This is a genomic window from Vibrio galatheae, assembly GCF_000967545.1.
Taxonomy (GTDB): Bacteria; Pseudomonadota; Gammaproteobacteria; order Enterobacterales; family Vibrionaceae; genus Vibrio; species Vibrio galatheae.
Map to the genome: position 1 here is coordinate 53,315 of NZ_JXXV01000006.1, position 23,603 is coordinate 76,917.

Annotated in this window: 24 protein-coding genes; 15 read left to right on the plus strand and 9 right to left on the minus strand. The window is 46.7% G+C overall.

What is annotated here, in order from left to right; translation table 11 throughout:
- The first annotated feature begins 6 nt into the window (after window positions 1-6).
- From TW81_RS02250 to TW81_RS02270, 5 genes are read left to right on the plus strand one after another with little or no spacing between them, the layout of a single operon-like run.
- Window positions 7-918 carry a hypothetical protein gene (locus TW81_RS02250; protein ID WP_045954103.1) on the plus strand — a complete coding sequence of 304 codons (912 nt, stop codon included), beginning with the start codon at window positions 7-9 and terminating at the stop codon, window positions 916-918.
- Window positions 918-1,160 carry a hypothetical protein gene (locus tag TW81_RS02255; protein WP_156980896.1) on the plus strand — a complete coding sequence of 81 codons (243 nt, stop codon included), beginning with the start codon at window positions 918-920 and terminating at the stop codon, window positions 1,158-1,160. The genes TW81_RS02250 and TW81_RS02255 overlap by 1 nt, the downstream gene beginning before the upstream one ends.
- Complete coding sequence (locus tag TW81_RS02260) at window positions 1,160-1,612, plus strand: hypothetical protein (protein WP_045954105.1); 453 nt, start codon at window positions 1,160-1,162, stop codon at window positions 1,610-1,612. Before TW81_RS02255 ends, TW81_RS02260 begins: the two co-directional genes overlap by 1 nt.
- Entirely contained in the window at window positions 1,609-2,529 is a 921-nt protein-coding gene (locus TW81_RS02265; RefSeq protein ID WP_045954106.1) for a hypothetical protein, read from the plus strand. Before TW81_RS02260 ends, TW81_RS02265 begins: the two co-directional genes overlap by 4 nt.
- Before the next feature lie 9 nt (window positions 2,530-2,538).
- Complete coding sequence (locus TW81_RS02270; protein WP_045954107.1) at window positions 2,539-4,449, plus strand: hypothetical protein; 1,911 nt, start codon at window positions 2,539-2,541, stop codon at window positions 4,447-4,449.
- Window positions 4,450-4,467: 18 nt separating this feature from the next.
- Here TW81_RS02270 and TW81_RS02275 read toward each other — a convergent pair whose 3' ends face one another.
- Together TW81_RS02275 and TW81_RS02280 are read right to left on the minus strand one after the other, a co-directional pair.
- Window positions 4,468-4,887: a hypothetical protein gene (locus tag TW81_RS02275; RefSeq protein WP_045954108.1), complete on the minus strand. Its 420-nt coding sequence runs from the start codon at window positions 4,885-4,887 to the stop codon at window positions 4,468-4,470.
- Window positions 4,888-4,967: 80 nt separating this feature from the next.
- Window positions 4,968-5,396, minus strand: a complete 429-nt coding sequence (locus TW81_RS02280) for an Arc family DNA-binding protein (RefSeq protein WP_052706128.1) — start codon at window positions 5,394-5,396, stop codon at window positions 4,968-4,970.
- A 161-nt stretch (window positions 5,397-5,557) separates the two neighbouring features.
- On the opposite strand from TW81_RS02280, the gene TW81_RS19195 reads away from it, so the two are divergent.
- The 8 genes from TW81_RS19195 to TW81_RS02305 all read left to right on the plus strand — a co-directional run bounded on the left by TW81_RS19195 (window position 5,558) and on the right by TW81_RS02305 (window position 11,745).
- Entirely contained in the window at window positions 5,558-5,713 is a 156-nt protein-coding gene (locus tag TW81_RS19195; protein WP_156980898.1) for a transcriptional regulator, read from the plus strand.
- An 82-nt stretch (window positions 5,714-5,795) separates the two neighbouring features.
- Entirely contained in the window at window positions 5,796-6,545 is a 750-nt protein-coding gene (locus TW81_RS18810) for a Rha family transcriptional regulator (protein WP_052706129.1), read from the plus strand.
- A gap of 9 nt (window positions 6,546-6,554) precedes the next feature.
- Window positions 6,555-6,794 (plus strand): hypothetical protein, encoded by a 240-nt coding sequence (locus TW81_RS02290; RefSeq protein WP_045954109.1) that lies wholly within the window; start codon window positions 6,555-6,557, stop codon window positions 6,792-6,794.
- Window positions 6,794-6,955 carry a hypothetical protein gene (locus TW81_RS19200; RefSeq protein ID WP_156980900.1) on the plus strand — a complete coding sequence of 54 codons (162 nt, stop codon included), beginning with the start codon at window positions 6,794-6,796 and terminating at the stop codon, window positions 6,953-6,955. Before TW81_RS02290 ends, TW81_RS19200 begins: the two co-directional genes overlap by 1 nt.
- 589 nt (window positions 6,956-7,544) lie before the next feature.
- The gene (locus tag TW81_RS19205; protein ID WP_156980902.1) at window positions 7,545-7,718 is read left to right on the plus strand and encodes a hypothetical protein; all 174 of its coding nucleotides are present in this window, start codon (window positions 7,545-7,547) and stop codon (window positions 7,716-7,718) included.
- 532 nt (window positions 7,719-8,250) lie between these two features.
- Complete coding sequence (locus TW81_RS02295) at window positions 8,251-10,725, plus strand: EAL domain-containing protein (RefSeq protein ID WP_045954110.1); 2,475 nt, start codon at window positions 8,251-8,253, stop codon at window positions 10,723-10,725.
- A gap of 58 nt (window positions 10,726-10,783) precedes the next feature.
- A complete protein-coding gene (locus TW81_RS02300) occupies window positions 10,784-11,464 on the plus strand; it encodes a hypothetical protein (RefSeq protein WP_045954111.1) in 681 nt (226 codons plus the stop codon).
- Between the two features lie 80 nt (window positions 11,465-11,544).
- Complete coding sequence (locus tag TW81_RS02305) at window positions 11,545-11,745, plus strand: DUF4250 domain-containing protein (RefSeq protein WP_045954112.1); 201 nt, start codon at window positions 11,545-11,547, stop codon at window positions 11,743-11,745.
- A gap of 44 nt (window positions 11,746-11,789) precedes the next feature.
- On the opposite strand, the gene metR is transcribed toward TW81_RS02305, so the two are convergent.
- The gene (gene metR, locus TW81_RS02310; RefSeq protein WP_045954113.1) at window positions 11,790-12,701 is read right to left on the minus strand and encodes an HTH-type transcriptional regulator MetR; all 912 of its coding nucleotides are present in this window, start codon (window positions 12,699-12,701) and stop codon (window positions 11,790-11,792) included.
- 286 nt (window positions 12,702-12,987) lie between these two features.
- On the opposite strand from metR, the gene metE reads away from it, so the two are divergent.
- The gene (gene metE, locus TW81_RS02315; RefSeq protein WP_045954114.1) at window positions 12,988-15,273 is read left to right on the plus strand and encodes a 5-methyltetrahydropteroyltriglutamate--homocysteine S-methyltransferase; all 2,286 of its coding nucleotides are present in this window, start codon (window positions 12,988-12,990) and stop codon (window positions 15,271-15,273) included.
- Between the two features lie 86 nt (window positions 15,274-15,359).
- On the opposite strand, the gene ohr is transcribed toward metE, so the two are convergent.
- Complete coding sequence (gene ohr / locus TW81_RS02320) at window positions 15,360-15,782, minus strand: organic hydroperoxide reductase Ohr (RefSeq protein ID WP_045954115.1); 423 nt, start codon at window positions 15,780-15,782, stop codon at window positions 15,360-15,362.
- 111 nt (window positions 15,783-15,893) lie between these two features.
- On the opposite strand from ohr, the gene ohrR reads away from it, so the two are divergent.
- Window positions 15,894-16,355, plus strand: a complete 462-nt coding sequence (gene ohrR / locus TW81_RS02325; RefSeq protein WP_045954201.1) for a transcriptional regulator OhrR — start codon at window positions 15,894-15,896, stop codon at window positions 16,353-16,355.
- 76 nt (window positions 16,356-16,431) lie between these two features.
- On the opposite strand, the gene TW81_RS02330 is transcribed toward ohrR, so the two are convergent.
- The 5 genes from TW81_RS02330 to TW81_RS02350 all read right to left on the minus strand — a co-directional run bounded on the left by TW81_RS02330 (window position 16,432) and on the right by TW81_RS02350 (window position 23,376).
- Entirely contained in the window at window positions 16,432-17,118 is a 687-nt protein-coding gene (locus TW81_RS02330; protein WP_045954116.1) for a DNA-3-methyladenine glycosylase I, read from the minus strand.
- Between the two features lie 167 nt (window positions 17,119-17,285).
- Window positions 17,286-17,882 carry a LysE/ArgO family amino acid transporter gene (locus TW81_RS02335; RefSeq protein ID WP_045954117.1) on the minus strand — a complete coding sequence of 199 codons (597 nt, stop codon included), beginning with the start codon at window positions 17,880-17,882 and terminating at the stop codon, window positions 17,286-17,288.
- A 70-nt stretch (window positions 17,883-17,952) separates the two neighbouring features.
- Window positions 17,953-20,760: an Hsp70 family protein gene (locus tag TW81_RS02340; RefSeq protein WP_045954118.1), complete on the minus strand. Its 2,808-nt coding sequence runs from the start codon at window positions 20,758-20,760 to the stop codon at window positions 17,953-17,955.
- Between the two features lie 64 nt (window positions 20,761-20,824).
- Entirely contained in the window at window positions 20,825-22,744 is a 1,920-nt protein-coding gene (locus TW81_RS02345; RefSeq protein ID WP_045954119.1) for an Hsp70 family protein, read from the minus strand.
- A complete protein-coding gene (locus tag TW81_RS02350; protein WP_045954120.1) occupies window positions 22,744-23,376 on the minus strand; it encodes a DUF2760 domain-containing protein in 633 nt (210 codons plus the stop codon). The genes TW81_RS02345 and TW81_RS02350 overlap by 1 nt, the downstream gene beginning before the upstream one ends.
- Between the last annotated feature and the right edge of the window lie 227 nt (window positions 23,377-23,603).

The window sequence follows — 23,603 nt, forward strand, 5'->3', positions numbered from 1 at the left end:
GGCATCATGGGATACACCCCAAGAGAGACCACTGATCGCGGAAGTATGAGCCGAGAGGCTAACCAGTCTCGTCGTGATGAGAGAGAGGCACGAGAAAGAAACGAACGCAATCGTGAGCGCAGAGAGGAGGAAGCAAGACGTAAAGCTGCTGCTCAGGCCGAGCAGCAACAAGAACGTGAACGCCAAGAGCGTGTTCAACGTGAAGCGTATCAAGCCGAAGCGCGAACCATTGAAGCACCGCCCGAAGAGGCACCGACGTTTGTTGATAATACTCTGTCTGCTATTAGAACGGCCACGCTTGGCATCAGTGAAGAGGAGGCGAAGCAGGAATACAAGCGTTACATACAGCACATGAAAAACGACCCAGACTTTCAAGGCGAGCGTTTTGAAAACCAGTTTGGACAGTCATTCGCTAATCACGCCATGAACACCAAAGTCGGTTCGTTTATTGATGCCATGGCGGACATGATTCCCAATCCTATTGCTAAAGCAGGTGCGCAACTAGGCGGAGGGTTATTGTCGAGTTCGCAAAGTTATGACACCAACCCAGACATTCAGAGTATTGCTAATGACATTGCTGACGCAAGACAAATGGCAAATTTTGGAGATCTAGCGGGATTTATTAACCCCGCATTTGGTGCGGTAGCTGGAGGGATAGTAGACCACTTTAACGCCGAGCGTGTCGCGAACATCTCGCCTCATGCGCGAGAAGCCTATGACGCTCTTCAAGCTAGCAATAACATGCCAACGTTCAGCGATAGGGGCAACCGCGACCGCAATCAATCTCAAGGCCTATTGGCACCAAGCGGCCCAACACTTTACTACGACAATCCTGTTGCCTTCGAGCAGCAACAGGGGAACCACAACTGGTCATCAGATTGGTTAGAGCAACGTCGTCGATTAATGGGGATGAGCTAATGAGTGGAATGACTCTGGATCAATTGAGAAGCGCCTACCAAAGCGCAATTGGCAGTTACAACACAGCCGCAGAAGAAACAGCGCGACTTGGTAATCAGTACCAAAACCAAGCCGATAAACTGCGTCTTCGAGGTCGTTATGCTGCCACGCCAATGCAATTTCATGCGGGCATTCAATCAAGCCAGCCAATGACAAGCGGCCAGCTTTATGGCGGACTACTTGCACCAAGCAAGGGGGCATAATGCAAGGATTACTACAACCAAGCGCCGGACCTACTGCCGGACCAGCTCCGGCACAACCAGATACCCGCAAAGCCGATCTAGAACAGCTAGTGAGCTTGCTTCTCGGCATAGTATACAAAGATGCGCTGCCACAAGTGCTGGAAGCCGCGAAATCAGAGCAAGCCCCACAAAAGCTCAGCGAAGTGCTTGCCATGGCAACGATGGCCGTCGTCCAACAAGCCGCGCAAGCAGGCAAAGAGCTCGCGCCAGAAGTGATCATCAAAGCATTGATGGAGGCCTCGACTTCCTTGGCTGACTTCTTAATTGAGGTGGGCGGCGCAAACAAAGAAGACGGAAAAATCATTGCCCGGGTACTGATGTTTAACGCAGGCAACAAAATCGCGCAACAGCTACCGCCGCAGTTCGGTGAGCTACTTAACCAGATGAAGCAACAAGCAGGAGCACAGCAATGAGTTTTGGCAAAGCAATGGGATTATTAGCCGCAGGAGCAGCAGGTGGTGTGGGCAAAGGTTGGCAACAGAAGATCTTACAAGATAGACAAGCCGCCATTGAAGAAGGGCGTCGTTTTTTTCAAAAGGAGATGATTCAAACGCAGCATGAAAATGCGCTAGAGCGTGATGAGAAAAACTTTGAGCGCAGTCAATCACTACAACCGAAGCCCCCCACATTCGGCAAGACTGAACAGAACCCAGAGACGGGCACTCTGTGGCAGCAAAACTTGGTCACAGGCAAGTGGTCAGATACCGGAATTAAGTTCGTTTCAGAGGGTGGCGGACTATCTAAAGAAAAAGTAATGGATACAGAAAGAAACATGAGCAAGGACTACGCTAGTGCAAGCAAAGGATTTGTGAGCCAGCTTAAAAACTACAAGCAACTGGAGTCCTCTTTAAAAGCAAATAATGGTGCTGGTGACATTGCGGCGGTGTTTAGCTTTATGAAATCTCTTGATGACCAATCAGTCGTCCGAGAGGGAGAGTTTGCAATGGCCGAGGGGGCGAGTGGTACTCTTAGTCAGATCAAATCTTGGTATGAGAGAAACAAGTCGGGAAACCGACTAACTCCAGAGCAAAAAGCGCAGTTCTTAGGGTTGGCCCAACAATGGCTAGGGTATGCTGCTGAAGCTCAACAAAGTAAGCAAGCCAATGTATTAACTCAAGTCGAGAATTGGGGGCTAAATGCAGAGAATGTAATTGGGACTCCATATGACTACGACTCATTAATAAACTTCACTCCAATTTCCGCAGATTATTTTATGCCCAAGGAAGAAGTAACCATTCCTGCTTCACTCCAGCGACCTGTACAAACTCCACCATCAAACGAAGGCTTTGATTTTAAGTATGCAGAATCACTGGTCGAACGATTCAAATAGGGACGAGCAATGTCAAAATATCAAGAAGCATTACAAGCCCTTGTGAATGCAGAAAAGGCAGGGGCACCAGAAGAACAACTTCGCGCTCTCGCTCAATACGCGCATCATCTCAAGAGCACTCAAGCAGACAGACCGCCAGAGTTTGAAGCGACGCCTTACGACTACGCAGACGCAGCCTTACAAGGGCTAACCTTTGGCTTTAATGACGAAATTCAATCAGGCATCGGTGCAGGCATCAATGTGCTAACGGGCGGTGACTGGGACTACGAAGAACGGCAACAAGCCAAGACGGCGCGCCGTAAGCAATTTCAAGAAAATGCCCCTATTAGTGCGGTTGCCACAGAGGGCGCTGGCGGCATGGTCACGGGTGCGGCGGGCGCGGCAAAAGCCTTGGCTACTCAAGTTGCTAAGAAAGCACCAAAACTAGCAACCTCTGTCATTGGCGCCCTCGAAGGCGCTGTTTATGGAGCAGGGCAAGCCGATACCTTGGAGGAAGTGCCGCAGGACGCAGCAGTAGGTGCAGGCGTGGGTGCGGTCGCTGCCCCTTTGTTGGGTGGACTGATTAATAAAGGGGGCGAGCTCACTAAAAAAGGAACGGGTTGGATCTGGAATCGCTTAAACGACAATCCAGAAAAGCAGGCCAAGCGTTTTGCTCAAGAGCTGGCAGGTTATACAGGTAAGAGCATTGATGAGATTGCCGAATCTTACCGCAAGGCAGGCAGCGAGGCTGTGCTAGCCGATCTAGACCCTAATTTACAAGCGGGTGCCTCCTTGACCACTCGCGGTATGAGTAATGCTAGAACCAAAGCGACCAACTTTCTAAACGATCGACAGTCCAATCAGCAAGATCGCATCACCAAAGCAGCCAATGATCTATTTGGTAATCAAGGTGATGAGCTAGAGGCTATCGTTAGTGATATTGCTCAGCAACGTTCACGTCAAGCCGATGAGTTATATGGTGTGGCTTATGGCAAGGAGTTGCAACCTAGCGAGTCTCTTGAATCGCTAGTAGGTAGGCTTGATGAAATTGGTGCGTTCGATAAAGCAAGCAAGCTCGCTAACATTGAGGGGCGGGACCCGTCCTCGATTGGTGATGTTGAAATGCTTGATTATGCCAAGCGCCATCTTGACGACCTGATCACTTCTGCTAAGCGCCAAGGTAATAACAATGAAGCGCGTGTGTACACCAAACTCAAAGAAGACTTGATTGAAACGGTTGATCAGCAGGTGCCTGAGTACCGAGCGGCGCGTGACGCGTTTGCCGGGGAGTCTGCGCTGATTGAAGCGGCAGAGGCAGGGGTCAACTTTGACAAAATGAGCGTCAAAGAAATTGAAAGCCTAATGGAAACCGCAAGCGCGAGTGAGGCAGAACTATTCCGTACAGGTGTTGGGCGCGCCATCAAAGACAAAATGGACAAAGTTGCCGATACGCACAATGCAGGTCAGCGACTGTTTGGCAAACCAGAGCAGCGGAAAAAGCTGATTGCAGTAACGGGTAGTGAAGAATCAGCTGACATGCTGCTTGATCAAATTGAGCGTGAAGCAATGTACACACAAACCCGTCAACGCTTAACAGGTAACTCCATGACGGCAGATAACCAAACCATTCAGCAAGAGGCTAACGCCTCTGTGACAGGGCAAAGGCTATCCGAGGTCGCAAGTGGGAATTGGTTGGGAACGGCGATGGATACTGTGAACGCACTGCTAAAAGGAAAAGACACCACGCCTGAGTTCAAGGACGAATTAGCTAAAATCCTGCTCAATCCCAATTTGTCTGAGTCTGAATTGCGACGAATTCTGACACATCGAGGCATACCGCCTGAGCGATTAAACCAGGTGTTAACCACCAGTGGGAATTCAGTGAGAGGGGCTATTGTGCCAGGGTTGCTTGCGCCGAGTGCTGGAATGATGGATCAATAAAAAAGGGGCGAGAGCCCCTTAAATACAGTTTAGTTCATATGATTCAGCGAATATCACTTCACCATACGCCCCGGTAAATCCAAACGTCAACGTGTGGGTTCCAAGGTCAAACTTGGAGATGGCTATTGGAGCGTTTGGTGTGAGCTTTATGCTGCTGGAGGTAGCTCCTTCAAATTTGAAAAAACCATCATGCACATCACTTATTGCCACGGCACCTCCGCCTTTTTCTTTAGGCCAGTAAGATTTAAGGTTGCTCTGAGGCGATAGTAAGCTGAGAGTGTGCTTTTCTCCTTTGTTATGTTCAACATAAAGGAGTTGCGAGTCATACTTAAATTTAATGTTGGCACTCCAAGGCTGGCCTTTTATATCACAACTCAGTTCTACAGCACTCACACCAAACGAAACCAACGTCACCAACAGCACTAAAGCTTTTCTCATCTCAAAATCCCTTTCAAATCAAACCGCATCAGACTACAACAATCTAGTTGCATAGCCAGTGGCTGAGTTTGAATTTGTGATCATTCAGCCTCAAAGCCAAAGCTATCAGCGCTGATATGATCTTCGTAAATAACATAGCCAAGCTCTTTAAGTTTGGTGAGTGTCGGTTCAAGCACCCGGTCAAACTCAGCATCATCCAGTAGCTCTAATTGGAATTCACTAACATCAACAAAGAAGCGGGTGTGACCGAGCTTAATTTGCTTTCTTAATGTCTCTAGCGTCAAATCATAAATAGCTTCGGCAATTTTTTGTTTAACGACCCTGGCAATGTTCTTGACTTCTTCTGCTGTCGGGAAGTCGCTTAAGTCCTGCTTGTCATCGTCGTCAAAAGATGCGCTTAGCCGGCCAATTATTTCAGCATTCATTGATTTACTGGTTTCTTCAGCAGACTGAGTTAATCGGTCATGTATATCTGCCGGAATTCTTAAGGTTATACGACGGTATTCCATTGATTCTGCGTAGGTTGATAGAAAGACTGAAATGATTCTATAACAAAACACCAGAAAGAACACTTGACACTATTTTAGTGTCATCCTATTATTTGGATATGACACTAAAACAGTGTCAATATTTAGTGATGGAGAAATCCTACCATCATCAAGGAGGTAAAATGCAATACAAGCAAAAACACTTCTCCGCGCGTCTGCCAGTGGAGTTACGAGATTGGTTAGATGAGGAATCAAAGCGTCGATTCCAATCGAAAAATGCATTTCTGATTGATGTAATCAGAAAAGCAAAAGAGGAGCAGGAGAAATGCAAAGTCTAAAAATGAAAAAACCCCAGTGCGCCAACACTGAGGTTTCGATGCAAAACCAAATCACCAAGCAAAGCAACATAGGAATTACATTATGATTTTAGTTCATGATAACACTTCAAAGCAAGCCCCTGTTATTCATACAGGTGAGCTAACCATGAGTTCACGCGAGATTGCTGAGCTGACAGGCAAACATCACCATCATGTGATTCGTGACATTCGCAAGCAAGAATGCGCCTACATCGAGGTTTACGGCAACCAAACCAAATTTGGTTTGGTTAAATATGTTGATGGGAAGGGCGAACTGCGTGATGAGTATCAGCTTACCAAGTCACAAGCGCTCTTTGTAGTGTCAGGTTATAACCCAGTTCTACGTGCCAAAGTGCAAAAGCGCATGGAAGATCTAGAACAGCAACTTCAAGACCAACCCTCAGATCTACAAGTTGCATCCACTATGGACTCTTCTCAACTGCAATTGCTGCTCAAAGAGACGAAGGCGAAAGAAGTCGCAGAGCTGGAGCGAGATCATGCTGTTCGCACCAAGTCACAAATCAGCCGCACCCGCGAGGCCAGTGTGATGGGCAAGCTTGGTGCTGCGACTAAGCGTATAAAAGCGCTAGAAGATAAAGTTCAAGACACTGGCGAGTACTTAAGCGTGATTGCGGCAAAAATACCCGATCGCGTAGATACCGATACCAAAGACAACGCTCAATCATGGCGAGTGCTCAAGCAACTCAGCTCACTGCTAGGTAAAGACATTAAGAAAGCAGTTTGCCCACGCTTTGGTGAAGTGAATACCTACCACATTGATGTGATCGCTCGTTTCAAAGAACTGTATCTATAGAGGCTTGCCATGAAAACATTGAAAGGAAAAGACGCAGGGGCATATCTTGCTGAACTGTATCTAGATTCAGAGCACCCTCTAAGCGCAAGTGAGGTGATTCAGTGTTGTATGACGCAAGATGAACTGGAACGACGAGCTTTTGTTGAAGGTTTAGCAGAGCACTTGATTGAGCTGCGTATTGCAGCAGGTTACATGACAGAGGTTACTCAGCGTCATCTTGATGGAAAAGACGATACGGAGGTGCACTAATGCTGACACTTGCAAAAAGCACCGACGCGCCTATGGTGATCAGCCAGCTAGGCCAAGACTTGTTAGAGCTGCTATCGCTCATCCCTGAGGACGCCGAAGTGACGAACGGCTTAACTCAAAGGGTAGTGGGTTACATTTCTGACGAAGTCACCACAGACTAATCAAACCAAGGGGCGTTTTGCCCCTTTTTTGTTGATCAGGTTCACATATATTAAGAGTAAAACCACTATGGGATTGTCGTTTTTTTAGCCGTTTCTTTTAAGAAAAAATTTCCAATTATAAGTAGGATGCGCAAGTTATTAGGAATATCTCTGTCACGTCATTTATTAGATGTAATAGGGATTAGGCTATTTTTCCGTTTCAAAAACGAATGTAAAAAACCAATTAAACCAGAGATTTTGATGGTTTCTCGCCACTTAGCTGGGCGTTAGCTCAATCGCTCGATTATTATTTGTTAGGAATAACTAGTACTAAAATTTCGTCGTTGTAAATTGGAAAATAATATATGTTTTATTCCAATAAAACAGTCACTTGTGGTAACAGAGTGACACTGTTGAGCACTTGAACAACTGGGCTAGTTATGACATTCTTTTTTGGTCTTTGAGATGGAGAACGACACGAAAGGACGGCTCTTTGGTAGGGAAGTTTGAGCGTGGAGCTCCGTGATTGGAAAGGCACAAAACGAGTGCGCCAGCGAACTTTGGACGGTACCGCTGGCGCATAAACCTTAATTTTGCAAAAAGGCTTAGAATGAATAATAACAACCATTCGTCAAACGACAATACTGATCGTTTGTACAGTATCAGCCAGTTAGGCTTGGATTTAATCGAACTACTAACAGCGATACCGAAAAGTAGCGAGCTTACGTCAGGGCTAATGCAGCGTGTTGCGGGATACATCAGCGATGAGGTGAGTATCGAATAACAAATTATATGTGGAACAAAGGTCACTTCGGTGGCCTTTTTTTGTGCTGTTTTATCGGGGCAAAAAAGGGGACATTTGGGGTCAAAAAAGGCGCTGGGGACACAAATGTGACAGATAGGAATCTAGATAGACAGTTTTGAAAGGTAATCGTAACGCAATGAATTTGCGGGATTTGTTTGTCAGGCCAAGTGGAGTAAGGGTTCTAGAAAATTAACTAATGCACTCCGCCCAATACTTTTTGTGCTCATGAATAGGAGTGATATTGCTGTACATATTTTGTTCTCTGTGCCAAGGAGCGCGAATTATAGCGACTTGCTCGTAGACTATCTACCTCATTATGAATATGGCTATCTGAGGGGGAATCTGCTTTGGGTGTTGAGTTACGCCGAACCTTTCTAAAGCAGTAACTTGGACAATTGGTCGAGCGCGTTTTACGACGTTTTAAAAAAATAAGTGACTAATAATAATTCTGTTAGTTATTCAAACTTGTTCTAACTTTAATGATAGGGAAAGCGAACGAAAGGACTCGTCAATGTATAAGGAGTTGGGGGCTGAGCAACCTTTGCATGAGATCAGCGAGCCATTTCGCTCAACGGTTCTTGAGTGGACATGGGACACTGAGCACCATCAGCTACAAATTGATCAAGCACTCTGCCGCCAAATTTTGCACTCTGAATTGCCGTCATTAACTGGCAATGTATTACTCCCGTGCATGAGCTATTCAGATCAAACTGCACTTTTATCCTTGCTAGAGAAGTCGTGTCAGTTTAAATCTCAGCAGCGATTTTGCTGTTGCCTTCAGTTAAGTGACCAAAATTGCTGCTACGTAGAGCTACGCTTTCGCGGCGAAGATCCTAAGCTTGTCAAAGGGACACTGACGCCGCTGCTGTTTCTGCATGCCACTGCCAGTATGATCAGTGAACTTTTTGCGCAGTTGTTTAACAACTCGCACCATGGGGTCGTTTTGTTAGATGATGAGCGTGAGATTATCGCGTGCAATGATTATTTCCTACAAAACTCACACTACCAGCACTCAGCTTTGGTCGGTCGTTCGATAGACACGTTTAATTCCGAAAAACATCATGCTGGATTTTTTCAAAACATCTGGCAACACACTGACTCTAATGGAAGCTGGTCGGGGACTGTTTTGCTTAAATCCGCACGAGGAAAGACCTACCCACAAGGCCTGACAACACAAAAAATCACCTTGGAAGAGCGTGTATTCTACCTTGCGACCTATTTGGATCTTTCTCACCAGCTCTATCGTATCGATGAAGCTGAAAGCGGAGGTGTAGAACTGAACACTCAATTGCTGACCCAAGAGCAATTTACGCGTTCGATTACTCATGATTGGATGACGGAGGCACAGTCCAGTATTGGTATAGTTGTGGCGTTTGCCCCTCAGTTCGAACCAGAGGAAGACTTTGACAGTAAAGGGGCGTTAGCTGAACAACTGCGTAATAATCGCATGAGCAAACATGTTGGCTATCTGGGGAGTGATCACTTTGTCGCTTATTTAGAGTGCAGTACGAGCAGTGGGCCATCGCAAGTCAGAATGATTCACCAGACAGTGCGCCGTTTCTTTAGCGAATTAAGCCAAGTCTCGGCTAAAGCAATGCATAACGCAATTGTGCGTGGTCGAGTAGGAGTCTCTGTGTTAGGACATGATACACATAACACCAAGACAGCGGTCTCTCATGCACTGCAAGCGATGTTGCAACAAGATGTCGCACGACGAGGTCAGATTACTTTCTATCATACTGCGTTAGAGAACGAAGTATTGCGCCGTAAAGATAAGCAACAATGGGTAGAAAGACTGGTCAAGTCGCAACAAGTTGAGGTTCATTATCAGCCAATTATTGATGTAAAAAAATGGAAAATCGCTAAGTTTGAGGCATTAAGTCGTTTTCGCGGGCCAAACGGTAAACTATTTAATAGCGACGAGATGATTGCCATCGCTGAAGAATTGGATTTGATTATCGACTTGGATTGGATGACGGCCAAACAAGCCCTGTTAGATTTGGATAAGATTCAGCAACAGTTTGAGCAAAAGATATCGATCTCCATCAACCGTTCACTCAATAGCAAATTAGTTGTGGATGAGGCATTGCAGAGTATTGACGCCTTGATTCATCAATATGCTTCTCAAGCAGAATACGTGACAGTCGAACTCAATGAAAGCGCCTATTTTGATAGCCAATCACATCAGTCCTCGTTGATACGTAGCCTGCGTCGTCGCGGTGTTAAGGTTGCGATCGATAAGTTTGCCACGGGATACAGCTCAATCGCCCATCTTAGCGAAGGCAATTTTGATGTGGTCAAAATTGATCGAGTGTTTATCAAAGACATTAAATTAGGCAGCCATAAATGCACTATGGTTAAAGCGATTATTCAATTCGCACATACATTTAAGGCCAAAGTGGTGGCGGTGGGAGTGGAAACCGAGCAAGAGTTAGAAGTAGTTTGCGGGCTTGGGGTTGATTATGTCCAAGGTTATTTCTTGGCTAAGCCGCTGCCATTGGATGAGCTGGCTAAAGCGTGGAACTATAAAGAGAAAATTGAGAAATTTCTTTCGAGTCAGGGAAGAGCAAAGCAAGCTGGGATCCTCAGCCTTGCCCAAGTCCACTTGCCTACCTTGGCACCGACAGACACTATTATCCGAGCCATCGCGTTGTTTAATTCGCCACACTATCAATTAGAAGTAATCCCCATTGTCGATAACAAAGTGTGTGTCGGTGTTGTTGGCCGTGAAGAGCTTAATAAGCATATGTTTAGCGCGCAAGGGACATCAAAAGAGTTGCTACTCGACAGCACCATCAACAATAAAACTCTCGATCAGATTATGCGGCGCGATGTTCACTCCACTTTGCTCCAAACCCCAGCTAGTCATATCAGCGAGATGGTTCGCTGTGGGTTAGCGCCTCCTTGGTTAGTGGTAACGGAATCGGGCGATTATCTTGGTCTTGTTACCAGTCAGACTGTGTTGCAGCATTTGGTCGATGGCTAAAACTGCGCAATCTGCTATCATCGCCATCCAATCTCAGTTTTAAAAAATTAAAGATACTATGGTTCAGCAATTACTTGCCGTGTTTGCACCTATGTTGCTTGGTGCTCAGCTTATACTTACGCTCATTTTGGTCAAAGGCGATATCTGCCCTGGTCAGCGAGGTCGCATTCATAAAATGCTGCCGTCACTTGCTATTTTGTGGCTTGCGGTGGCCTCATTACGTATTGAAGCTATGATGGTCGTATTTGCCATCTGGTATTTTTACTCCCAAGTGCAAACGAAGAAAACCCGAGACCAAGGTCCTTTGTGGGTCATGTATTTAGCTAATGGTTTAGCCATTGCCTATGTCGCCATTGAGATTGGCGCGCAATCCACACTGGCGGCAAGCCTAAGTGTGTTTGTTGAGATTATCTTACTCGGTGCTTTGCTCGCACATTTGCTTTTAACCATTGCACGTACTCGCCTGCAGGCTTTTCATCGTATTCTACCTGTGTCAGGTGTGGTAGCGGCTATGCTGATGAGTGTGGCGATTTTACTTAAAGCCTACGCGCTTGATAGCGAGACCTTGACGGCCGTTACTCAGCCGCTGTTAGTCGGGTTTGCTTTGATGATAACTTCGGTCTTAGTCTGGAGTTGGCATATGCTTGCGGCAAAAGAGATCAACAAATTGCAGTTGGCGATTGCACTGGCGTTTATGTTGATTGCGACCACGTCGAATCAGGCGCTATTTGCCCTCTAACTTGAATTAGAGCTAGGTCACTGCCAAAAGGGTCATTTGCGTCTACGCTATTAGAAGCGGTGAAGTAAAAGGAGGCGGGAATGGATCTCAGTAATGCAGGCAGTTTCGACAGCATCATTCTTCTTGGGATTGTCAATGAAAAGCTGCGTTTAGAGTGTGACTCATTTGAAGAGCTAGTCTCTATGTATGAGATGGATGTTGAGGCGGTGGTAGGTAAGCTCGATGTGCTCGGCTATCAATACGATCCCTTGACCAATCAATTCAAATCTTATGACAGATAAATAAAAAGAGGCTCGAATGCCTCTTTTTTGTTGCTGAATCTTTATTAGACCGTTTTTATGCCATCTAAATGGCTCTGGGATTGAATTCGTGCGGTGTTAAAAAACGCCTGTAAGTAACGTTTATTCTTATCTGCGTTGCGCGTTGCCGCAAACAAGCGTCGCCACAGTCCATCACCAAGCGGGATGCTGGCAATCAATCCTTGCCGTGAAAACTCACTAATTGCCCAGTTTGGCAATGCCGCAACACCCAGCCCAGCAGAGACCATTTGAATTAGCATCAAGGTGTTGTCTGCTTGCTTCCATTTTATGGGTTCGATACTTGCGGGTTGAAGGAAGTGTTTCACCACATCTAAGCGATTTTTCTGTACCGGGTAAGAGAGCATCGTTTGATCGGCGAGATCGTGCGGCTGAATGCACGCTTGCTCTGCAAGTGGGTGAGAAATTGAGGTGACTAAACGCATTTCGAAATCAAACAATGGCTCATAATGCACTTCTGAACGTGGCTGGATATCTGATGTAATCACTAAATCGAGTTCACCCGCCATCAAGGCAGGTAGTGGTTCAAAACCAAACCCAGACGAGAAGTCGAGCGTGACACTTGGCCAGGCTTGTTGATACTCCTTAAGTGCTGGCATCAACCACTGAAAACAAGAGTGGCACTCAATCGCCATATGTAGTCTGCCATTGACATCTTCTTTTAGACTGGCTATCTCATTTTCTGCCCGCGCGATCTTCGGCAATACCTCATCAGCGAGCTTTAACACGATTTCACCCTCGGAGGTAAATTTCACCGGTCGGGTCTTGCGCAAGAAAAGCTGCCCACCAATGCGCGCTTCGAGATCTTTTATCTGGTGAGATAACGCCGACTGAGTCAAATGCAGTGTCGTGGCTGTGGCAGTCAACGAACCCGTATCACGTAAGGTAGTCAGTGTTCTCAGGTGCTTAAGCTCTATCATGAATTCCCTTCAGACAAAATTGTTTAGCATGAATAATCTTAACCTACACGGTTTGAATAGGGGTGTAAACATCTAGACGTCTATTTGTCTTTTTCTGCTCATTGAGATGCGATGCAGGGTGGGGAATGAAGGTCGTTATGAATTTTTTTAATAAACAAGTTGAATATTTGGAGCTTGTTCATCGTGGTATTAATCGAGATTATTTAGCCATCCAGACATCTTTATGATGCTCTGAACTGCAATCGTATTTGCCCAATCAACGCATAAAAAATTAAAGGAAAGTTGCATGACCACGACGACTCACATCCTCGGATACCCTCGCATCGGTGAAAAACGCGAACTCAAGTTTGCTCTAGAAAAGTACTGGCGTGGCGAGATTGACCAAGCACAACTCAAAGCGCTCGGCGCACAGTTACGTCAGCAAAACTGGCAAACTCAAACACAAGCTGGGTTAGATTTCGTTGCTGCGGGTGATTTTGCATGGTACGACCATGTATTGACGACCACTTTGCTGCTTGGGCACGTTCCTAAGCGTCACCGCAGTGGGTTTCCAGATCTCGATACCTTGTTCAGAGTTGGCCGTGGTCAGTCTCAAGCAAACTGTGGTTGCAGTGGTAGCGCGGCATCTGACATGACCAAGTGGTTTAACACCAACTATCACTATATTGTCCCCGAGTTTAGTAAAGACGACAGCTTTGAGGTCAGTTGGCCGCAGTTGTTTGAAGAGGTCAACGAGGCTCAGCAAGCCGGACACAAGGTAAAGCCAGTACTTCTTGGCCCACTGAGCTATCTCTATCTGGGTAAAGAAATTGAAGAAGGCTTTGACCGCCTATCACTTTTGCCGCGCTTACTAACGGCTTATCAAGCCATACTTGCCAAGCTTGCAAAACAAGGGGTTGAATGGGTTCAAATTGACGAGCCTATTCTGGCACTAGAATTGGAACAGCCGTGGCAAGATGCCTTTAAGCTCGCCTATCAAGTTATTCGTAGTGACATCAAAGTGTTACTGACTACCTACTTTGATTCGGTCAGCGATACACTCGATAAAATCGTTGAGCTACAAGTTGATGGACTGCATATCGATTTGTCTGCGTCACCAGAGCAACTGAATCAAGTGATCGAAAAACTACCAAATGACTGGGTATTGTCAGCCGGTGTGGTCAACGGACGCAATGTGTGGCGCGCCGATCTAAGCGCTCTGTTGGCGTCGTTGCAGCCCATTAAGGATCAACTTGGCGATAGACTTTGGGTCGCCAGTTCATGTTCTTTATTGCATAGCCCGGTCGATCTCGACTTAGAACCTTCGTTAAGCGATGAAGTGCGTAGTTGGTTTTCTTTTGCCAAACAGAAGACAACCGAAGTTGCCTTGCTTGGTAAAGCATTAGATGGTGATCAAGACGCGATCTTGGCTTGTGATACTTACAGCACACCGATTCAAGCGCGCAAAACCGCCACTCACGTGAACAAACCGCAGGTACAAGCGCGCTTAAACACCATTAGTCGTGCTTTAGCAGAAAGAAGCGCACCATATCAACAAAGAGCGGCCCATCAAAGCGAAGTTCTTGGCTTGCCTCTTTTCCCAACCACGACGATAGGTTCATTCCCGCAAACTAACGAGATTCGATTGCAGCGTAGCGCTTATCGCGCTGGAAAACTGTCGCACGCGGATTACAATCAGGCATTGAAAGGGCATATTGCGCAAGCGGTTAAGCGTCAAGAAGCGTTGGATTTGGATGTGCTAGTGCATGGTGAAGCTGAACGTAACGATATGGTTGAATACTTTGCTGAAAACTTAGCCGGTTTCCAAACCACAAAATTTGGTTGGGTACAAAGCTATGGTTCTCGTTGTGTTAAACCCGCGATTGTTGTCGCAGATATTGAACGTGAAAAGCCGATGACGGTTGAGTGGTCGACCTACGCACAATCTCTGACGTCTAAACAGATGAAAGGCATGCTAACCGGCCCCGTAACGATTCTTTGCTGGACATTCCCGCGTGAAGATATCACTCGCAAACAAATTGCTAATCAGCTCGCATTGGCACTGCGCGACGAAGTGTCGGATCTGCAAGCTGCTGGGATTAACATCATTCAGATTGATGAACCCGCGATTCGAGAGGGATTACCACTCAAGAAACGCGATCATAAAGCCTATCTTGATTGGGCGGTCGAAGCGTTCAAAATCTCTGCGGCCAGTGCCAAACCGGAGACTCAAATCCATACCCATATGTGTTACTCAGAGTTCAATGAAATTATTGAATCGGTAGCAGCGCTGGATGCTGACGTGATTACTATCGAAACATCACGTTCGAATATGGAGTTGTTAAAGGCGTTTGAGGAGTTCAATTACCCCAATGAAATTGGCCCGGGCGTTTACGATATTCATTCACCGAATATTCCGACAAAAGAATGGATCGAAAGTCTGCTAAATAAAGCGGTTGAGAAGATCCCAGCACAGCGACTGTGGGTCAATCCAGACTGTGGCTTAAAGACACGTAACTGGAGCGAAACCGAAGCTTCGCTGACCAATATGGTGCTTGCGGCCAAACAATTACGCAAAGCCTATCAAGCTTGATATCTGAGCTAAGAAAATGCCGACCTAGCAAAAGGTCGGTATTGTTCTGAAAAGAAATGTTAAAGCGATACTGGTTTAGACGCAGACTAGATTGCATCGCCATTGACTGTTACTTGAACATCTATGTTGCCACGCACAGCGTTTGAATAAGGGCAAACCTGATGTGCGACTCGAACTAACTCAAGCGCTTGCTCTTGTGGCAGTTCTAATGTAGCGGCAAGGCTAACCGTTAAGGCAAAACCACCTTGCTCATTTGGACCAATTCCCACCTCGGCTGTAACAGGTGCTTGTTTGATGGCGACCTTAGCTTCACGTGCGACATGAAGAATCGCATTAGAAAAACAGGCAGAGTAGCCAGCAGCAAAAAGTTGTTCTGGGTTTGTCGCTACACCAGAACCTCCCATCTCTTTTGGATAAGAAAGTTCAAGTTCTAAAAGACCGTCGTTTGTTTTCACTTGACCATTGCGGCCTGCCAAAGCGGTAGCTTGAGTTGTATAGATTGTTGTCATCTGAATATCCTTTAATTTAAGTTGTGTGCAATTTAATTGTTTGCAATATTAGATCGAAACAAAGATAGAATGCAAGTATATTGTGCGCAATTTATTTTTCAGGGTGAGACGATGAGTTATTGTGAAGGGGATTCCCCGCTATCTGTTGAAGAGAGTCTATTGCTCGACAATCAGGTTTGTTTTCCGCTCTATAGCGCCGCGAATGCCGTTATTCGTACTTATCGTCCCTTGCTAGACGAGTTGGATCTGACCTATTCACAATACATAGTGATGATGGTGTTGTGGGAAAGTGACGCCATAAGCGTTAAAGATCTTGGCGCGCGGCTCTACCTCGATTCGGGCACTCTGACGCCGTTGTTAAAAAGGCTTGAAGCGAAAGGTTATGTTATTCGCAGTCGCAGCGAGGTTGATGAACGAGTTCGTGTGCTAAAGCTTAGCGAAGAGGGAATGCTGCTCAAGCAAAAAGCACTCAGTGTCCCCGCCGCGATGAAATGTAAGATTCCCTTAGATCTTGATGAAATGATTGTGCTTAAAAAACTGTGCGAAAAAGTGATCAACTCACTGGAACATTAAGTGAAAGCATCGAAGGTGGTGTGACAACGAAACCAAACGGCATAAACGTTAAACCCTAAACCCTAAACCCTAAACCCTAAACCCTATTGTCGCCAATACTGAACGCGATAGTCTGGCTGATTTCAGTTAGGGAACGTCCACTTTCTTGTTGCCATTGATTAAAAGCTTGATTGGCCGCAGTTAACGAACGTTTGGTCTCTTTACCACCGTCAATAATCTTGCTATTGCGCAAGTAACTCTCGACGTCGCCTGACAAAATAAAGGTATCAGCCCCCATTTGGCGCAGAGCGTAAGGGCCAGTGTTGCCACCGAGTCGATTGCCATGCTTTTTAAGAAATGTCCATAGACCCGTAATGTCTTCTGCTGGCCAGTTCGAGACCATGTTTGAGAATGAGCCGTGTTGTAGTGAGACCTCGTGGAGCATTTTAGCGTTGGCAAGAATCGATTTTACTTTGCCATGATGACGTATTATACGACTGTCAGCCGCCTTGTTGTCCCATTGTTCATCAGACAGCATTAACAGCGGCTCAATGCTAAAGCCGAAGAAGACTTCCTCGAAGTTTGGCCATTTGTTTCTAACTACCTGCCATGAAATTCCGCTTTGAAACACTTTCATGCTAAAAGCTGATAGCCATTGTGCGTTTGTAACTTGCGTTAGCTGCTCCTTGGCAAGTGGTTTGGACAACATAAGTTCCAGTTTGTCTTCTCCTCCTTTACGAGAAGCAGCGCGTTGGTAAATGTCAGCAAATTTTTCTAATGTCATCTTGTCAGCCTCTTGATATTTATCCGTTTAGACTAACAAATAGATCAACCCGTTTGGTACAGGTTTAGCAATTTATTCTCGGTTTTGAACCGTAGCATGAGTCGGCGTATCCTGAAGTGCCACCAAAATGACGAGTCATTTTGGGTGCAATAGATAAATTACAGTTTTTACCAAATTAGCGAAAGCGCGATGGATGACATAATAATCCCGACCAAAAACTCGAGTATTTTCCATGATTTAGGCTTCTTAAATAGTGGGGCTAAGAATCGCGCGCCGTAACCTAAGGAGAAGAAGAAAATCAAGGATGCGATAATTGCGCCACAGGCAAACTGGAATTGATTTGGTTGATACTGGGTTGAAATGGACCCTAGCAACACGACAGTGTCGAGATAGACATGGGGATTGAGCCAAGTAAAGGCCAGACAGATAGAGACTGCTTTGAGTAGCGAAGTATTGTTTTGCTCTGCGGCGTTCATGCCGTGGTGCGCTGTCAATGCTGACTTAAAGCTGAGAAATGCATAGGTGAAGAGAAAAACAGCGCCGCCATAGCGCGCCATGATTTCAATCGCAGGATAATGCGCAATGATGGCACCAAACCCCGCGACACCTAAGCTGATCAAAATCGCGTCAGAGATGGCGCAAACCGCGCAAATAACAAAAACGTGCTGATTCTTAAGACCTTGCTTTAAGACGAATGCATTTTGGGATCCTATGGCCAAGATTAACGATAGACCGAGCGAAAAGCCTGCTAAGAATGTCGACATTACATTTCCGTGTTCAAAGTTAAGAAGAAAATGAAAGCAGCCATTGACTGACTGCTTATTCAAGATGCACTTAATGATTCACTAGTGTTAAACCACTCGGCAAAGCATCACCAAAGACGCGTTTGGACTCACTTTCAGAAAGTTCGACCACCTCTTCAACCAGATTAACCCAAGACTCTGGAACCTTGCTTTGCTTCAGTTTGGTAAGTACCTGCTCGCGGTAATCGTCGCCAATATCAAATAGGCGATCGCCGGTTTTGCGACAAATCATCACTGCTGCAAAGGCGATCATTGGCTCTTTTTGCCAGTTCTGATCAAGTAACTTAGGCAACCACTGCTGTGCTTGTTCGCGAGGTATGACATTATGTTGGCTACCATATAGCGGTGTGCGTGAGGCCAGTCGCCCTAGCGCCCACCAATGCGCTTGTTCAAATTGATTGTGATTTATCGCCTTACTTAAGAACCAAGAGGCGAGCAGTACTTTGTCTTCGACCTCTAGATGCTCTAATGATGCGGCAAGTCGGACCATAGATTCATAACCTAATTCTTGCGCTGCTTTCGCTGACTGCGGGTTTTTCATCGCTCCAGGATGCAGGTATTTCGCGATATCGGCTAAGATGGTTTCTTGCTGATCTTGATTTAAGCCACCTGCAATTCTGCGCCAGAACACCCACCAGTCTGTCCAACCTTGGTGATTTTTAAACTGAATCCCTTGTGGATAGAGACTCCAGATTTGTTCTATACGCCAAGAGTCAGTTGCATCACCAAAGCCAGGTCGAAGGGCGAAACCCGCTAAACGCAACCAGTTTTTCTCATGGGCTTCAGAGCGGCGACGACGCTTGCGGCCGACAGCAAAGGCATCAAACAGTTGACGCAAGGTGGTGAAGTCCCAATCATCACGCTTACCAAGCTTACGTTCGAGTTCTTTAGCAAGCGTCTTAATCTCTTTGCTCTCTGCGCTTTTCTTATTGCCGCTGTAAATGCGTGAAATTAACTCTTTACATTCAGGTAGGCGAGGGTGGAACGTCTGTCGATCTTGCTCGTCGGCCTGCTGATTGCGTACCTCAAACTCCAACTCCCAACGCTTGCTGTCATCGTCAAGGTTAACGCACTCCATTTTTAGCGTGCCGACTTCGGTTAACTGGCAAGCGAGCTGGACTTCAACGCGTTCTTTCTGGTTGGCTTGCAGCTCGACGCCTTCGCCTTGTAAGGTAGAAATGTACGGAGGCAGTGGGGCAAATAAGTCTGGGTCGATATCCACCATTACACCATTCTGAATGGCGGTATGGTTTGAAAGCGTATCGTGTGTTGTGGTGAGTAGATTGAAACGTACTGGTTCACCGAGTGTGAGTGAGAATCGGCGACCGCTAAGTCGGATTTCGTGGCCTTCTTCGGTGCCTTTTGCCAGCAAGCATAATGCTTTGCCGATTTTGTTTTTTTCTTGCAGGTGCAAGAAGTAGGAACGAGCAGCGCCGCCACCTATTTTCAATTGTGCCCCGCGGCGCGCTTTACTAAAGGCGACAGCACCAAGAGCCACGGACCAATCTGGATGTGGGTTATCAAGAACCGTTATGTCACTGCCACGCCAATTTCCCAGCAACTGGGTAACGCGCTCAGTCACTAGATCGCTATTGAATACACCGCCGTTGAGCAGTAATCCGACTGGAATGGCTGGTTTTGTCGTATCTTGCTGCTTTAGTGCCGCATAAGAGACGTGTTGGTGCTGGTGAAGGAACTCAGCAATGTGTTTACTTACTGCTGGGTCGGCGACATAGGGCAAACCGAATTCGACCACCGCACTGCGTCTTTTATCCGGAGTTTGGCTAAAATCTGACAGAGGAAAAAAACCGTCGAGGGCAATTTGATGCACTTCCTGTTTTGAAAGCGCAATACTTTTTGTGCCGCCGAGAAGTTTTGAGCCGCTGCCTAACATGGTGATTTTCACTTCTTGCGCAGCGTCTGAAGAGAGCAGACTCTCTTTGGCTTTACGTGTTTGTTGGATGAGTTTGGTCAGGCTGGCCGCAGTGAGTTTTTTGCTTTGGTTAAAGCGCTGCTCAGCAAGGTGAGCGAGAGCTAAGTCGAGATTATCACCACCAAGCATTAAATGCTCACCGACCCCAATCCGGTCTAGAGAAAGTTCATCTTGATCAAACTTAGCTTCAATCAAACTTAAATCGGTGGTACCGCCCCCCACATCACAAACTAAAATCAGCGGTAGATCTTTCAGCTCCTCTGCGGCGCTTTGCTGGTGGCGTGCATACCAGTCATAGCAGACCGCTTGAGGTTCTTCCAGCAATACAATCTTGCTTAAACCAGCCAATAGTGCGGCTTCTAGGGTTAGTTTGCGCGCCGTTTCATCAAACGAGGCTGGTACAGTGACAACAACATCTTGATCTTCTAACTTGTTGCTCGGATGGCGATAGTTCCATGCCTGCCGGATATGGTTCAGGTAGCTTGCACTGGCGATAACCGGTGAAACTTTATCGACATCAGTTGCTCCTGCCCATGGCAATATATCAGAGCGACGGTCAACCGCCTGATGTGATAACCAACTTTTCGCGCTGGAGACCTGACGACCTTCCACTTTTGCCCCAAGCTCTCTTGCCCATTCACCCACAATCACGGAGTGAATATCACCTGCGACAGGTTGATTGTCCCACGGTAAGGTTAGATCAGCAGGCGAGACTTGTCCTTGTGCGGGATGGTAGCGGAAAGAGGGGAGAAGCGGTTTGCGCACCACTTCGCCAGGGCCAATCAACTGGTCTATTTCAAATAGGGAAACGGCAGAGTTTTGCAGGTCGTCGGTTATTTCACAGAATGCGACAACGGTATTGGTTGTCCCTAAATCGATACCGACTAAGAATCGAGGAGATGCCATAGCTCACCTTATCTGGGTATAACTTAAAATAACGGCACCTCAATGGTGCCGTTGATGATTATGCTTAAGAGTTTGCGTCTTCTCGAACATCAAACTCAACATGCCATTTCTGACCATTATCAGACGCAATGGCTTCGAGATAGAGTGTACCTAGTTCAGTGACTCGCGCGGCCAAAGTTACCGGTACCACTTCACCTTCGCGTCGACCCTCAGAAACGGGCAAAGTGACCTGAATTTCTGGTAGCTCCTCCAGCTCATCAGGTGCCCAATGATCAAGGTGTGTTCCTGCTAGGTCATCGCGGCGAACCGTAGAACCAAAGAACTGGAAATTAACAGGTTGGCCAATCACCAATCCAAACGCTTGGCTAGGAACGTCGACACTTGAGCCCTCTTCCATACCGAACGGAGCGACACACAGTGCTTCCATCGGTGGCGCCATTCCTGGAATCGCTGGCATGGCACTCTCAATGCCTACGTAGTAGCTCGAAGCAATACCCCCGCGAATACGTACGCCTTGGCCACGACGCACACTACCGTAATAGGCTGCGCCGCTTGCCACGGCTAAATCTAGATCAACACCGGTCAGACGTTTCGCCATCTCAGTATTGGCATCAATCAACCAGTGATTGATGGTCTCTTCTAGACGATTCGCCAGCAGGGTGGACTTTAATACGCCGCCATTGAACAAGATCGCAGTCGGCTTAATGAATTCAGCCGATTGAGCTGTTTCGCTCCCCGGTATACCTGGCATATTGGCAAACGGGTTAAAGTCCTGTTCGTTTGATGCATTGCCAGAAATGGCGTTCGCTTGCTTGGTTAGGAATGCGGCGATGTGGCGCGTAATGCCCGCATCTTGCGCATAAGGCAGCCCCATTTGCGTCAAGGCGCCACGGCTTCGTTGGACTGGGTGTTCACTCACTGCCACCTTCGGGAAGAAACCGTCCACCAGCGTTTGCTGAACTTCTGCTTGAGTCAGTTCAGTTTTTAGCGTCGCGCCAAGCAGCTTCGAGCCACGGCTAGGTACCACAATTGGCACGGAATGAAGATCGCTGTCATTGAGCAAGGCTTCTTTTGCATCGCGACATGCGTGCGTCATCGCCTGAACTTGCCAAGGCTGAAGTTCTTTGCCTTCTTGGGCCAGTTTCATCTTTAGGCGATACGCGAGTGCTAAATCCATATTGTCACCGCCGAGCAGAATATGCTCACCGACGGCAATACGATTCAGTGTCAGGTTGCCTTGGTCTTGCGTCACTTCGACCAGTGAAAGGTCAGTAGTACCACCACCGATATCGACCACAAGGACAATATCGCCGACCGAGACTTCATCACGCCATTTGTCGTTGCTATTGTCGATCCAGTTATACATTGCCGCTTGCGGCTCTTCTAACAGCGTAAGGTGAACAAAGCCAACATTACGTGCTGCTTCAGCGGTTAAATCTCGTGCAGCAGGATCAAATGAAGCGGGAACCGTAATGGTAACATCTTGATCTGCCAGTGGATGATTTGGGTTTGAATGATCCCAAGCTTGTTTTAAGTGCTCTAGATACAGCTCAGTCGCGCGCAGTGGCGAGATTTTTTCGACATCTTCAGGACTACCTGCCGGCAAAAATGCATCGCGGCGATTCACTCCGCCATGGCAAAGCCAAGACTTGGCACTTGCGACTAAACGAATTGGTGTTTTCGCGCCAAGATTACGCGCAATGGCACCGACCAGCGCAGTTGGCTGTGATGACCAAGGTAACACGCGAGAAGCAGGATTCATCTCATGCTCATGGGGCTGGTATAAAAACGAACCAAGTTGACTGCGATTCTCTACTGTCCCTGGTGCAGTAAGCTGTGGAATGGCCATGACTTCAACACGCGCATTTTCCATACTGGCGTCGATATAAGAAAGTACGCAGTGAGTGGTACCTAAATCGATACCGACACTAAATTTTGCTAAGTTAGGCTCGTTGCTTGGCTGTTGGTGGTTGTGATGTTCCATTACAGCTCTACCTCAGCAGGCGCAATCACCGAAGCGTCATAGTTTTCCGCCAATTTAGGCAAATTCATGGCACTCGCTTTCCAGCCTTTATGTACCAAGGTGCCGTTAAATGGTGCGCTGCCAGTTACGTTGCCAGTTAAGCGAACTTGTTGTGGATTGAAACCTTCCTCGATCGTGATGCGGGTTTCTTCATCTTCAGTGCGAATATGCTCAAGCGTAACATAGTCGCTGAGAACTTTTTGTCCGCCAGTGTGAATAACGCGAGCCGCTGCTCCCACTTCTTCGTCAGAGAATGACGTGAGATCTTCTTTCAAGAAGTCAATTAGGCGAGCTTCTTGTTGCATGATAGAGAGAAGTTGCATAGCAGAGTCTGTTGAGGCCGTAGCGAGCTTTGATTCTACTTCGACCACCTTTTCGATGACTTTTTCTACTTCGACTACTTTTTCAACTTCAACGATCTTTTCAACCGGTTTTTCTACCTCAACGATTTTCTCAACCGGCTTTTCGACGACTTTTTCGATAACTTTTGATTTGCGCGACACGGCGATGAGAAGCAACAATACGCTGGACGCAGCTAGACCTGCATGGAGCATATCGAATGTTTGAGGGATCATTTGTAAATCGAACGTCATGACAATTCTCTTTGTGTTTAGTGTAACGAGAGATAGATTCAATCTCTGCTATGGCTCTGAAGAGGTGTAGAGCCCAGTTGTGCTAATAAAATTGGGGCAAATAATATCATAATCAAGTGGTCTTTCTGCTACTAAAAGCCGTTTAAACCTAAGTTACACCGTTCAATTGATGCGTTTTTGCCCAATTGTCGCCGCAAAAAGAGGCATCTGCCACGGAACGTAAATAG

Excerpts from the sequence above, each read along its gene's own strand:
- TW81_RS02250 (WP_045954103.1), top strand. The coding sequence starts at position 7 with ATGGGATACACCCCAAGAGAGACCACTGATCGCGGAAGTATGAGCCGA.
- TW81_RS02255 (WP_156980896.1), top strand. The coding sequence starts at position 918 with ATGAGTGGAATGACTCTGGATCAATTGAGAAGCGCCTACCAAAGCGCA.
- TW81_RS02260 (WP_045954105.1), top strand. The coding sequence starts at position 1,160 with ATGCAAGGATTACTACAACCAAGCGCCGGACCTACTGCCGGACCAGCT.
- TW81_RS02265 (WP_045954106.1), top strand. The coding sequence starts at position 1,609 with ATGAGTTTTGGCAAAGCAATGGGATTATTAGCCGCAGGAGCAGCAGGT.
- TW81_RS02270 (WP_045954107.1), top strand. The coding sequence starts at position 2,539 with ATGTCAAAATATCAAGAAGCATTACAAGCCCTTGTGAATGCAGAAAAG.
- TW81_RS02275 (WP_045954108.1), bottom strand. The coding sequence starts at position 4,887 with ATGAGAAAAGCTTTAGTGCTGTTGGTGACGTTGGTTTCGTTTGGTGTG.
- TW81_RS02280 (WP_052706128.1), bottom strand. The coding sequence starts at position 5,396 with ATGGAATACCGTCGTATAACCTTAAGAATTCCGGCAGATATACATGAC.
- TW81_RS19195 (WP_156980898.1), top strand. The coding sequence starts at position 5,558 with ATGCAATACAAGCAAAAACACTTCTCCGCGCGTCTGCCAGTGGAGTTA.
- TW81_RS18810 (WP_052706129.1), top strand. The coding sequence starts at position 5,796 with ATGATTTTAGTTCATGATAACACTTCAAAGCAAGCCCCTGTTATTCAT.
- TW81_RS02290 (WP_045954109.1), top strand. The coding sequence starts at position 6,555 with ATGAAAACATTGAAAGGAAAAGACGCAGGGGCATATCTTGCTGAACTG.
- TW81_RS19200 (WP_156980900.1), top strand. The coding sequence starts at position 6,794 with ATGCTGACACTTGCAAAAAGCACCGACGCGCCTATGGTGATCAGCCAG.
- TW81_RS19205 (WP_156980902.1), top strand. The coding sequence starts at position 7,545 with ATGAATAATAACAACCATTCGTCAAACGACAATACTGATCGTTTGTAC.
- TW81_RS02295 (WP_045954110.1), top strand. The coding sequence starts at position 8,251 with ATGTATAAGGAGTTGGGGGCTGAGCAACCTTTGCATGAGATCAGCGAG.
- TW81_RS02300 (WP_045954111.1), top strand. The coding sequence starts at position 10,784 with ATGGTTCAGCAATTACTTGCCGTGTTTGCACCTATGTTGCTTGGTGCT.
- TW81_RS02305 (WP_045954112.1), top strand. The coding sequence starts at position 11,545 with ATGGATCTCAGTAATGCAGGCAGTTTCGACAGCATCATTCTTCTTGGG.
- metR (WP_045954113.1), bottom strand. The coding sequence starts at position 12,701 with ATGATAGAGCTTAAGCACCTGAGAACACTGACTACCTTACGTGATACG.
- metE (WP_045954114.1), top strand. The coding sequence starts at position 12,988 with ATGACCACGACGACTCACATCCTCGGATACCCTCGCATCGGTGAAAAA.
- ohr (WP_045954115.1), bottom strand. The coding sequence starts at position 15,782 with ATGACAACAATCTATACAACTCAAGCTACCGCTTTGGCAGGCCGCAAT.
- ohrR (WP_045954201.1), top strand. The coding sequence starts at position 15,894 with ATGAGTTATTGTGAAGGGGATTCCCCGCTATCTGTTGAAGAGAGTCTA.
- TW81_RS02330 (WP_045954116.1), bottom strand. The coding sequence starts at position 17,118 with ATGACATTAGAAAAATTTGCTGACATTTACCAACGCGCTGCTTCTCGT.
- TW81_RS02335 (WP_045954117.1), bottom strand. The coding sequence starts at position 17,882 with ATGTCGACATTCTTAGCAGGCTTTTCGCTCGGTCTATCGTTAATCTTG.
- TW81_RS02340 (WP_045954118.1), bottom strand. The coding sequence starts at position 20,760 with ATGGCATCTCCTCGATTCTTAGTCGGTATCGATTTAGGGACAACCAAT.
- TW81_RS02345 (WP_045954119.1), bottom strand. The coding sequence starts at position 22,744 with ATGGAACATCACAACCACCAACAGCCAAGCAACGAGCCTAACTTAGCA.
- TW81_RS02350 (WP_045954120.1), bottom strand. The coding sequence starts at position 23,376 with ATGACGTTCGATTTACAAATGATCCCTCAAACATTCGATATGCTCCAT.